The 10376-nt window shown below is 68.7% G+C and carries 7 protein-coding genes, 12 tRNA genes and 1 pseudogene; 14 read left to right on the forward strand and 6 right to left on the reverse strand.

Annotated features, from left to right (window positions below):
* Positions 1–54: 54 nt before the first annotated feature.
* The 6 genes and pseudogenes from ACXN5W_RS27605 to ACXN5W_RS27630 form a co-directional block, all read right to left on the reverse strand.
* Entirely contained in the window at positions 55–1431 is a 1377-nt protein-coding gene (locus tag ACXN5W_RS27605) for an acetamidase/formamidase family protein (protein ID WP_473161318.1), read from the reverse strand.
* A 365-nt stretch (positions 1432–1796) separates the two neighbouring features.
* Positions 1797–2630: an alpha/beta fold hydrolase gene (locus ACXN5W_RS27610; RefSeq protein ID WP_473161319.1), complete on the reverse strand. Its 834-nt coding sequence runs from the start codon at positions 2628–2630 to the stop codon at positions 1797–1799.
* 152 nt (positions 2631–2782) lie between these two features.
* Entirely contained in the window at positions 2783–6316 is a 3534-nt protein-coding gene (locus tag ACXN5W_RS27615; protein ID WP_473161320.1) for an ATP-binding cassette domain-containing protein, read from the reverse strand.
* Positions 6316–6486 (reverse strand): hypothetical protein, encoded by a 171-nt coding sequence (locus tag ACXN5W_RS27620; RefSeq protein WP_473161324.1) that lies wholly within the window; start codon positions 6484–6486, stop codon positions 6316–6318. The genes ACXN5W_RS27615 and ACXN5W_RS27620 overlap by 1 nt, the downstream gene beginning before the upstream one ends.
* 317 nt (positions 6487–6803) lie before the next feature.
* Positions 6804–7130 (reverse strand): annotated as a pseudogene (locus ACXN5W_RS27625) (endonuclease V); the annotation flags it as partial.
* Positions 7067–7363, reverse strand: coding sequence for a hypothetical protein (locus ACXN5W_RS27630; protein ID WP_473161321.1), 297 nt, complete (start codon positions 7361–7363; stop codon positions 7067–7069). The gene ACXN5W_RS27630 and the pseudogene ACXN5W_RS27625, both read right to left, overlap by 64 nt.
* 229 nt (positions 7364–7592) lie before the next feature.
* On the opposite strand from ACXN5W_RS27630, the gene ACXN5W_RS27635 reads away from it, so the two are divergent.
* The 14 genes from ACXN5W_RS27635 to ACXN5W_RS27700 all read left to right on the forward strand — a co-directional run bounded on the left by ACXN5W_RS27635 (position 7593) and on the right by ACXN5W_RS27700 (position 9743).
* A complete protein-coding gene (locus tag ACXN5W_RS27635) occupies positions 7593–7724 on the forward strand; it encodes a hypothetical protein (protein ID WP_473161322.1) in 132 nt (43 codons plus the stop codon).
* A 94-nt stretch (positions 7725–7818) separates the two neighbouring features.
* A tRNA-Trp gene (locus tag ACXN5W_RS27640) sits at positions 7819–7890 on the forward strand.
* A 219-nt stretch (positions 7891–8109) separates the two neighbouring features.
* Positions 8110–8185 (forward strand) — tRNA-Ala (locus tag ACXN5W_RS27645).
* A gap of 95 nt (positions 8186–8280) precedes the next feature.
* Positions 8281–8353, forward strand: a tRNA-Arg gene (locus ACXN5W_RS27650).
* Between the two features lie 198 nt (positions 8354–8551).
* A tRNA-Thr gene (locus tag ACXN5W_RS27655) sits at positions 8552–8627 on the forward strand.
* Positions 8628–8632: 5 nt separating this feature from the next.
* Positions 8633–8708: transfer RNA gene (locus ACXN5W_RS27660), tRNA-Gly, on the forward strand.
* 37 nt (positions 8709–8745) lie between these two features.
* Positions 8746–8976: a hypothetical protein gene (locus tag ACXN5W_RS27665; RefSeq protein ID WP_473161323.1), complete on the forward strand. Its 231-nt coding sequence runs from the start codon at positions 8746–8748 to the stop codon at positions 8974–8976.
* A tRNA-Gln gene (locus tag ACXN5W_RS27670) sits at positions 8962–9034 on the forward strand. Before ACXN5W_RS27665 ends, ACXN5W_RS27670 begins: the two co-directional genes overlap by 15 nt.
* 97 nt (positions 9035–9131) lie before the next feature.
* Positions 9132–9207: transfer RNA gene (locus ACXN5W_RS27675), tRNA-Ala, on the forward strand.
* Positions 9208–9237: 30 nt separating this feature from the next.
* Positions 9238–9298, forward strand: a tRNA-Asp gene (locus tag ACXN5W_RS27680).
* 46 nt (positions 9299–9344) lie between these two features.
* Positions 9345–9416: transfer RNA gene (locus tag ACXN5W_RS27685), tRNA-Val, on the forward strand.
* 20 nt (positions 9417–9436) lie between these two features.
* Positions 9437–9510 (forward strand) — tRNA-His (locus tag ACXN5W_RS27690).
* A gap of 83 nt (positions 9511–9593) precedes the next feature.
* A tRNA-Arg gene (locus tag ACXN5W_RS27695) sits at positions 9594–9666 on the forward strand.
* Positions 9667–9672: 6 nt separating this feature from the next.
* A tRNA-Cys gene (locus tag ACXN5W_RS27700) sits at positions 9673–9743 on the forward strand.
* Positions 9744–10376: the final 633 nt, after the last annotated feature.

The following is a 10376-nucleotide window of genomic DNA, read 5'->3' on the forward strand; positions in this document are numbered from 1 at the left end:
CACCTGGCCACCGGCAGTGGGTCAACACCTGGTCGCCGGGGCCGAGGGCGGGACTCAGTCGGAGAAGTGCGCCTTCGGGATCACCCCGTGCACGCCGACGGTCCGGTCGACCACCTGCGACACCTCGAAGTCGGCTGCCGCCGACAGGTACGCGTAGGCCACCGCGCGGTTCATGCCCAGATCATGTTCGAGGAAGTCGAGCGCGTTGACGACGGCCCGGCGCATGGCGACATTCAGGTCGTTGCCCTGGCCGGTCCGGGCGCCGTCCGGATCGGCCAGGCCGACCGGCACCCACGCGTCCGGGGTCTCCACGAAGGGGTAGTGGAAGGCGACCGAGGGCGCCGCACCCGAGCCCGGCTTGCAGACCGTGAGCCGGAAGGTGCCCCGCAGCGAGCCCTCCACTGCGGTGAGCGCCACCTCGCCATCACCCATCGCCAGGTGCGGGTCGCCGACGTAGAACAGTGCCCCCTCGGCGAAGACCGGCAGGAAGAATGTGGAGCCGGTGCCGAGCAGGTTGATGTCGATGTTGCCGCCTCCCAAGGTTGGCGGGATCGAGTTGAGGGCGGGTGCGGTCAGGTCGGCCGCGTGGGCGAACGCAACCCCCATCGCTCCCATGAACGGCTCCAGCGGAAAGGCCACCGTGCCGGTTCGGCCCCGTGGCAGCACCCCGGTCAACTCGCCCTGCCGACCGCGGGCAACCGGGATGAAGACCGACACATTGCCGTACCGGGTCGGGTCGCCGGTGGCCCGGCTGTCGGTCGAGGTCGGCGGCATGATCTCGGCCTCGGTGATACCGGCCGGCACGCCGCCGCCGGCCAGCCGGGGCAGGGCCCCCTTGCCGTGCCGGCTGGACACGACGCCGTACGGCACCCGGGGTAGCACGGACAGTATCTCGACCTTGAGGACGTCACCCGGCTCGGCGCCGTCGACGTGGATCGGACCGGTGATGACGTGCGGGCCGTCGACGTCGAAGTTGCGAGCGGTCCGGGTGTAGTGGCGGGCGATCGCGATGGCGTCGTCCAGCACGTCGTCCCGGGCCACGCCGTAGCTGCCGAAATACGCCACCGGGTCGCGCCCCTGGTCCTCAAGGATGCCTTCGTGTGACACCGTGTCAACGGTGACCGTCTCGCCCGAACGCATCCGTAGCACGGGCTCGCTGCCCACCGCCGGAACGTAACCCCACCGGACCTGGTCGGGCAGTGACCGCAGATAGTGCCTGCCCTCGATCGGGCCGACCCCGGGCTGCAGGATCTCGCGGAAGAACCTCGGGCGACCCTGGGCCGGCAGGCCGTGTTCCGCGGTCCCGGCGTCGCCGCCGACCAGCGGTGCGAGCCCTGCGGGGCCGGTCGCCGCGGTGGCCTGGCGGAACGGGCGTCGGCCGGTCCCGCGGACCAGCGCCTCTCGTCCGGCCTCTGAGCCCTCTGTGGACATCGGCACTCCTCGCGACTGTCTCGCCGGCCGTCCCCGCCGCGGAGGTCGACCGAAACGACCTGCGGGGTTTCGCTGCGCCGGACCGTTGGATACGTGATCGTGCTGGAGCGCACGGCCGAAACTGAGGCTCAGCGGGCCGTGTTCCTGATGAACTGCTCGACCAGCTCACCAGCGACCACCGCCGATTGTTCCTCATCACCATGAACTTCGGCGGTTGTCGGCGTCGCTGGGTCCGCTGGCGGCGCCTGGCGCCCATCGGGGCCATTGCCGTTCCGCCCGGCGTCGGTGACGGGTGCTTCGTCCATGGCGACCCTGCGGCGTGCCCTGGAGGCCGATCAGATCTGGGCACCCGTCGGGTAGGCCGCTCAGGTGGCGAGGAACGGAAGGAGGATTTCCAGAAGCTCCTTCGGTCGGTCCAGCGGCAGGATGTGCCCGCCATCCGGAACCAGACGACTTTTCACGTCGTTCGCGATCGGCTCCAGTTGGCGAAAGGTGGCCTCGCCCAGGACAGCGCCACCGATTGTCACGGTCGGTACCGTCAGCTTCCGGTTCTGCACGAGATTCTCGATCAGAGTCGCATTTTCGCGCATCGCCCGGTAGTGCTCGAACCCGCCCCGCAGACCTTCGGTGCCGGTGTATGTCCGGGCGAAGTTGTCCCGGATCGTCGCCGGGATCCCGCGCCCCAGCGTTCCGGAAAGGTAGAACCAGTCCAGATACCCACCTTCGTGCCCGGCCAGGACCGTCTCGGCCAGCCCCGGTACGACGTGGAAACCGAACCACCACGGCGGCCCGGTGGTGAGGAGGGCCTCGGCGCCGGGCAGGGAGCCGATCAACCCTTCCATGACGACGAGCCGATCGACCCACTCCGGCTCGCGCAGCGCGGTCATGAACGCGACCGGGACGCCGAGGTCGATTCCGACGACTGCCGCCGTGGACAGGGCGAACCCGTCGAGCAGGCCGAGCACGTCGTCCACCAAGGTGTTCAGGTCGTACCCCGAGGCCGGCAGATCGCTGTCGCCGAGCCCACGCAGGTCGGGGGCGAGGACGAGATGCGTCTGGGCCAGCACCGGGATCACCTCACTCCAGACCCGCCAGGTGTGCGGCCAGCCATGCAGTAGCACGACTGGATCCCCCTGGCCGGCGACGGCCAGGTTCACCTCGATGCCGTTGACGTGCACCCGATGTTCGGACGGGGACAAGGTCACAGTGGTCCTTCCACCAAGCAGTTACCTGCGTCGCGCACCGGCGCCATGGCCACGGCGTCCTCCGGGCGGTCGAGTTCCCGGATGAACATCAGGTCCCGCCGAAGGTGATACGGGTACGACTCATACCGCCTGGTTCTCCTGCTTGGTCACGGTGTCCTGGCCTTCATCGTGGCAGCTGGAGATCGACTGTTGACGGTCGCTGCCGCGCCGGTCAGGGTGATCACGATGTCGGCCAGGTCGCGGTTGTCGCTGCGGTGCGAGACGACTATCGCGGTGACCCCGAGATCGCGGATCAGGTGCAGCAAAGCACGTTCGACCGGGGGATCGAGCGTGGAGGTGGCCTCGTCGAGCAGCAGCAGCGACGGATGGATCACCAACGCTCGTGCCAGAGCGACGAGCTGGCGATCGCGGTGGCTGAGCTCCGTGATCAGGGTCCGGTCAACGGGTGTACTTCGTCCAGCGGCTGTGTATACCGAGCGCAGAGCTTGCGCTGTGCGAGACGTTCCCGCGAGATCGAGCGACGAGCCTACCGGGTCGAGCAGGGTCGCCACGCTGACCGTCATGTCGGGCAGGTCGCTGCCGACGAGCAGGACCGGTGCGGGCGCCCCTATGCCGGGAACACGTACCTGGACGGTGCCGGTCCGCGGGGCCAGAACCCCGGCCACGGTATCGAGCAGAGTGCTCTTGCCGATCCCTGACGGGCCTTCGATCCAGGTCAGTGTGCCGGGGGCGAGAGTCACGCTGACCGATGCCGTCATCCGGGTGTCGTCGCTGGTCTCCAGTGTCAGGTCCTCCAGGATGACCTCGGCGGCCGGGACGGTTGCCGCTGACCCGACGCCGCCGGCGACACCCGCGCGCTCATCGCGTCGGGGGGTGCCCCTTCGGGGGGCGCCATCGGGCAGTAGCGCCAGTACCCGGCTGACCTGCCGCGAGGCGATCTCCCCGGACTGTGCGCGTTCGACGACGCTGATGACCTGCTGGCTTAGCGAGTACGCCACGTAGAGCAGCACGCCGGGAGCGATCACGTCACGGGCCAGTGGTGCCGCCCAGGCGCTGGCGATGAAGAATCCCGCGCCGACGAGTTCGACCTGCAGCAGCAGCCGCAGCCGGACCCACTGCAGGCGGTGACTGGCTGCCGCGCGGACCGCTGCCAGGCCGTCGAAGCGTCTTGACAGCGCGGAACGAACCTGAGCATTGACGTGGAATCCCAGATAGCCGATTGACGCGACGGCGAAGTTCACCGAGGGCGCGCGGGCTGCGCCGACGAGGCGGGTGACTGCCACGGTGGCGTCCTTGCTGCGGAGGTAGGCGAGGGCAAGACCACCACACAGCAGCGCCGACGGTATCAGGGTGATGACGTCGCCAACGGCGACCACGGTGATGCTGATCAGCAGAGAAGCGACCCCGACGGCCATCAGGGACAACACCCGCGGTGCCTGGGTCTCCGCGACGTTGAAATCACGGCCGATGCGTCCGCCGACGGCGGCGGGGTCCGCGGTGTCCTGCGGGTTCAGCACTTGTGTGATGACCGACCGGTGCAGTCTGTCGATAGCCGTGACCGATCCGCGGTAGGAAGTCACGTGTCGTAGCGCGTACGCGAGAAGGACGATCAAGGCGACGCTGCCGTACACGGCGGCACCCGTCGCGCGGGAACGGCCGTCGCCGTTGTTTCCGGCGAGGAACAACTCGCCGAGGATCGCCACGGCCGCACCGGCGAACATGGCGGTCATCCACCACGGTCCGAAGATCATGGCGATCAGGTGGGCGGCGGACGCGCGTTTCTCTGGTTCCGTGGCGTGACTGTCGAGCGAGGTGGACAGCAGCGTGTCGTCGCCGAGGTTCGCCTGCCGGAAGCGCATGGGTTCGGGGTCGCGGTCGGGGCTGACGTCGGTGTTGCTGCCGGCCGCTGTCGAGTCGGTACGCGCCAGGGTGGACCGTAGACGCAGTGTTGAACCGTCGCCAAGAACGGTGTCCAGGTCGACCGGTCCTTCGCCGGCCGCGAGTTGGCGCGCCGACGTCGAGGCGAGCGTGCCGGCCGTGGCGACGATCACGATGTCGGCGTGGCAGAGGATCTCCGGCCGCGCGGTGGAGTAGACCCAGGTGGCGGGGGCTCCGCTGAAGGTCCGCTCGGCGACGGTGTCGGCACTCGACGGGTCGAGGGCGGTGAAGACGTCATCGAGCAGGTAGACGTCGCTGGTCGCACACATCGCCTGGGCCAGGCCCAGACGTACCGACTGGCCGTCCGACAGGATCCGGCCGCTGGACGACAGAGGGCTGGCGTCACCGCTGCTGCGGGCGGCCAGCTCGGTACCGAGTCCCGAGCGTTGCACGGCGTCGATGTAGTGCTGTTCGTCGACCGTCGTCGACCACAGGGTGGTCACCTGAGCGATCGTCCCGTCGAGGGGCCGGTGGTCGCGGCCCACCCACTGCACGTCGCCGCCCCGGCGTACCGAGACGCCGTCGGGGCGCTGACGGTTCAGCGCGATGTCGTGCAGAAGACGGCTGGCCTCGGTGCCGATGACCGCGACACGTTGGCCCGGCAGGATCGAAATCGCCACGTCGGTGTCATGCAATTCGACAGCGCCCGCCGGCAGCGAAGCATCCGCTTGCACGGCGACGGTGGGGACGTCGCGGATGAGCCCATCCACGCCCCGGGCCGCAGCAATTCCCGTCTGCACCACCCGCCACGTCGCCAGGTTCTCACTGATGGCGCTGACGATCATCCGGCTGGCCACGAGGACACCGGCGAGCTGCGCCGCGGCGACCAGACCGCTGCTGAGCTGCACGGCCACGATCAGTACGGCAGCGAAGATCACCGGCAGAGCGTCGAGAACGGCGTCGTAGGCACCGGAGAGGTAAGCGCGGCGTTTCAACAGTGCCAGTTGTGGCCGCCGGGCGACCGCCATGGCCGAAAGGAAGGCGTCGGTCAAAGCGAAGCGCCGGATTTGGCGGCGCTGCCGGGCGAGGTCGTCTATCAGTTTGGAACGCCCATGGTCCAGTTCCAGGTACTGCATCCCCAGCCGGACGGTTGCCGCTCCGAGTGGGCGAAGCAGCAGAGCGACCGCCGCGATCAGAATCATCACCACGACACCGATCGGACCGAATGTCGCGATCAGCTGGACCGCCAGGACGACGACCAACGCGCTGTAGACGACGAACTCGGTCGCGAACACCAGCTGGGAGATCTGGTCGGGCCAGGCCATGAGGTAGGAGCTGACGGAGCGTCCGCCTTCGGAAAGCCAGCCGGGATCGACGTGCTGTAGACGTCGGAAGATCACCCGCTGGGTCAGCAGATTGGTGCGCAGCACCAGCTCGCGTACCTGCCAGGTCATCAGCCAGCGGACGACACCGAACGCCGCGACCAGCGCGCTGACGACCACGAGAGAACGGAGTTCGCCGCGCGCAGTGCCTCGGGACAGGTGCTGCACCGCAGCGGTGATGGCCGGGGGGATGCCAGCGGACAAGACAACCAGGATCACACCGGTCACGCCGTACCAGAGAAACTGCCGGCGCAGATGCGCGAACAACGCCCTAGTGAGCCCACGCCGCTCGATCAGGGCGGCGAAGTCACCAACCTGATCCGACAGGTCGAGTTTCGCCTCTTGGGCATCACTGACCCGCAAATCCGCAGCCGTCACGTGGGCGCGGCGGTAGGCGTGGTGCAGGAATCGGAGCTGCATCAGGTCACCGGCTCCGACACCAGTGCCCAGCTGGAGCGGACGTCTTCCGATCCGGGGACCGGTCCATCGTCCGCCTGCATGTCGCTGGCCCGCAAGTCGGCTGTCGCCGCGAGATCGAGCACCTCGGCGTACGCCTTCGCGGCGGATGCGGCTGCTTCGACCGCCGCCATCGCCTCACGTCGCACTCCGCGCCCAGCATGGTGCATCGCCAGGTCGAGGTGAAACTCGGGATGTGACGGCTCGTACCGGGTTGCCTCAACCAGTAATCCTTCGCTGTCCGGAGACTCGGGATAGCACCGGGACAACAATCGGCCCAGGTTGTTGGCCGGTACCGCATGCGCCTGCCCGTGCCGGGCGTTGTCGGGAAGGGGATACCAGCGGCGGTGATGAAAAGCGGACGGGTCGCGTCGGTGCCACGGTGGATGGCGATCGCGTGGGTCGCGGTGTGGAACGCGGTCTTGGCCACGCCGATGACCGGCAGGCCGGTCTGTGCGTGCACGCGAGCGCCCAGCCCCGGCCGGCCGTGCGGGTCCAGGCCGACGTACCCATCGACGACCAGCAGGTCCAAGTCAGTGGTGGTGCTCAACACGGCGGTGATCGCGGGTAACTCGCGTAGGTAGAACCGGCCGGGCTGATACGCCTCTACCGTAGGGAGCAATACGGTGCGCTCCTCGACCAGATCGGCGAACCGCTCGTCGCGGCCGACGACGAGCGCGCTACGGGCTCCACCCTCCGGCGGGTAGTGCACATCTACAGCCCCGAACCGCTGCTGTCCAGAAGTCGCCACCGCCACAGTCTGCCCGCCAACAGGCACTGGGTACGCGTCAGGAAGGTCATGGCGTGGGGCAATGCCGGGAAGCGACCACGCCTGTTCGACAGCACGTCGATGTCCGGCGCGGCCGTCAGGGTTTGCGGGGCCCGTCCCGCGGGCGGGTGCGCAACGACTCGTAGCAGGAACACCTGCACCACCGGGGTCCGGATCCGCTGGGCGGCTGCGGCGACGAAGGTCTCGGCGCTGGCGTGCCGCAGGCGTTCGGTCAGCTCCACCTGCTCCGACCGCGGGCCTGGCGGTACGCGGTCAGTCGGGAGCCGTCGAAGGCCGTCGATCAGGCGCCAGCCGCCAGCGGCGATAGGGGATCCGGGTAAGCCGCGGCGGGCTCAAACGGGTCGTCGACGGTTCGTCCTGACGCTTCTCATAATAGATTGCCGACGTCGGCGGGTAGCCCTACCGTAGAGATCAGCACCAAGACGATCCACCAGGAACCGGGAGACCGACATGTTGTGGCATACCTCGATCACATCGCAGCGGCTCATGCCGCGCGGCGAGGTCGCCCTGACCTGTTCCGGGCGACCCGGCGTGCTGGCCGGTGACCTGGCCAGCTACAAGCTGAGACGGTGGCGCAGTTAGCATTTGCTAGCGATTCTCGCGCCGCCCTCCCAGTTCCGGGACCGGGCGGCGTTCTCGTTCTCGGACCCGCGGTAGTCACATTCCTCTTTGACCTACGGGTGTAGCTCAACCGGCAGAGCACCAGCCTCCAAAGCTGGAAGACGCGGTTCGATTCCTGCTGCCCGTGCGCACCGCCCCGGCTCCGCCAGCGGCATCGGTTTTTGAGAATTCCACAGCGGATGGCACATCACCGACCCGCGCACACTCCTTGCCCCACTTCGGACGTGGGGGCCCGTCCGCCCGCAGATTCGCCGGCGGCCGGGCGATTCCGGAGCGGGGGAGACGGCAACCCGCGCCCCTTGGGAGCGCGAGACACCCCGTTCGACTCGGGGGTTCCGGACGACAGGGGCTTGTGGCGCAGCTGGTAGCGCACCGGTTCGGCAGACCGGGGGTCGGCGGTTCGAATCCGCCCAGGTCCACCACGGACTGTGCACGGCGAATGCGGCGGGGCGACATCCGCCCGGCGGCTGGTCACCGCCCCGGAAGAAGCCCCGGGCAAGCCGCGTACGGACCGCCTGTCCCCGTAGCTCAGCGGATAGAGCACCGGATTACGGATCCGGGGGCCGGGAGTTCGAATCTCTCCGGGGACACGGAAGCAGCGATGCGGGTCGCGCCTCCAGGTGGGGACGGGACCCGTCCACCGGCCGGCTGGCGTGGGAGCGTCGCGGCCCGGAGGCGGGGCAGGAAACATCGCCGGCGCCCCGGTCGACCGCTGACCATGCCGCGGCTGGCAGGCTGCCCGGTTTGGCCCGCGAGGTGCGGGTTCGACTCCCGCTCGCGGCACCCCCGCCGTCGTAGCTCAGACCTGGTCAGAGCGCGGTCCTGGTACGACCGGGGCCACCGGTTCGAATCCGGTCGACGGCTCGCACGTGGCTGTAGCTCAGCAGGCAGAGCGTCGCCTTGCCAAGGCGAAGGTCCCGGGTTCGAGCCCCGGTAGCCACTCCACACCCACCATCGGCCACGAACCAGGAAGGAGACCTCGGTGGACGTGCTCGTGCTCAATGCCGACCCCGGCCCGCTGCACCGCGTCAACCTGCGCCACGCCGTGCGCAGGCTGGTCCGCCGGGTTGCCGAGGTTCACGGGAACCGACCCGGACCGGCTCATCGGCATCTGGCCGCTGCCGACCGTCGTACCCATCTGGGCCGCTTTGTGCCTGCGCTGAGGCTGGCCGGCGGGCCATCACCCCGCCGGCCGCGATGGGAGCTGATGTAACCCGGCAGCATGACCGGCTCTGACCCGGTCCGTGGAGGTTCGAATCCTCCGCTCCCAGCTCACCCGCCCTCGTAGCCCAACGGCAGAGGCACGACGTTGAGGACGTCGCCAGTGCGCGTTCGAATCGCGCTCCGGGTACGCACCGCACCACCCTCGGGCTCGTAGCTCATCTGGCAGAGCGCCGCTTTCGCACAGCGGAGGCAGCCGGTTCGATTCCGGCCGGGTCCACCAGGGGGAACATGGCCCTGATCAAGCCCTTCCAGCTCAACGGGAGAGCGCCCGCCTGTCCAGCGGGAGACCACCGGTTCGATCCCAGGCCGGGACACATGGCGCGGTGGACGTTCAAATCCATTTTCTTCACCTGTCCCGTCCGTGTAGCTCAGCGGGAGAGCGCCCCGCCCACACCGGGGAGATCCCAGGTTCGAACCCTGGCGCGGGCACTGGCCGACAGGCCGAAACTGTGGCTGTAGCTCAGCAGGTCAGAGCGCCGGGTCGTGGCCCCGGAGGTCGCCGGTTCGAACCCGGCCAGTCACCCGCACGCGCGTCGTGGACGGCGGCACGTCCAGCGGGACCGTCGCCCTCGCGGCAGACCTGGGTCGGCACCGGGGACGCGCACTGCCCTCGTAGCTCAGCGGACAGAGCACCGGATTCCGGATCCGGGGGCCGCTGGTTCGATTCCAGCCGGGGGCACGCCACGGTCGTATGCCCGAGTGGTCAGGGAACCGCCTGCAAAGCGGTGAACGCCGGTTCGAATCCGGCTACGGCCTCGCCCGATGTGCCATCCGCCGTGGAGCACCGTAGGCGAGCGTTGGCTGCTCGACCGCCCCTCATACCGGCGGTACGCCCGGTTCGACACCGGGGCCTGCGACCATGCCCCCGTAACTCGGTTGGATCAGAGCGTCCGATCCACCCGGGGTATCGGCGAACCCGAACCGCAGGCCGACCTTTCGGGGTCGCCGCGGGAGATGAGGGCGGGCCTGGCGGTGGACCGACCGGTGTTTGCGGTTGGCTATTGGAGTCCAGTGACAGCCGTTGTCGGGCCCAGGCAGAGGGGATCGGGCAACGGTTAGCGCGGACTGGAGTATGCACTCAGCCGATACTGCTTCGGTGGGTGGGCCTTCACCAGGTTGCTGAACCATCATCCGGGAGTTCCGGTCACCGAAAGTGAGCGCTAGTTTGTCCCCGCGAAGTGCCCTCACCCGCCTTTGCAATGCTTCCCTCCAGGCAACATGCACACCGCGTAACCATCGGTCTGACCCTGGAGGAACCCGGCAACGAGCATTCCCGCAGGTCGCGTCCGCGCGAGTGGTGTAAGAGACGGCCATCGCGGGATCCGGTTTGATGTTAGGCGGCGATCGGGTTCGGGTCGGCCTGCTGGGTGTCGTGTTGGTCGGTGTCGA

This window comes from Plantactinospora sp. A48 (assembly GCF_055793945.1).

Bases quoted from the DNA above. Each gene is read 5' to 3' on its own strand.
- ACXN5W_RS27620 (WP_473161324.1), bottom strand. From the start codon at position 6,486: ATGGCGGCGGTCGAAGCAGCCGCATCCGCCGCGAAGGCGTACGCCGAG.
- ACXN5W_RS27635 (WP_473161322.1), top strand. From the start codon at position 7,593: ATGTTGTGGCATACCTCGATCACATCGCAGCGGCTCATGCCGCGCGGC.
- ACXN5W_RS27615 (WP_473161320.1), bottom strand. From the start codon at position 6,316: ATGCAGCTCCGATTCCTGCACCACGCCTACCGCCGCGCCCACGTGACG.
- ACXN5W_RS27605 (WP_473161318.1), bottom strand. From the start codon at position 1,431: ATGTCCACAGAGGGCTCAGAGGCCGGACGAGAGGCGCTGGTCCGCGGG.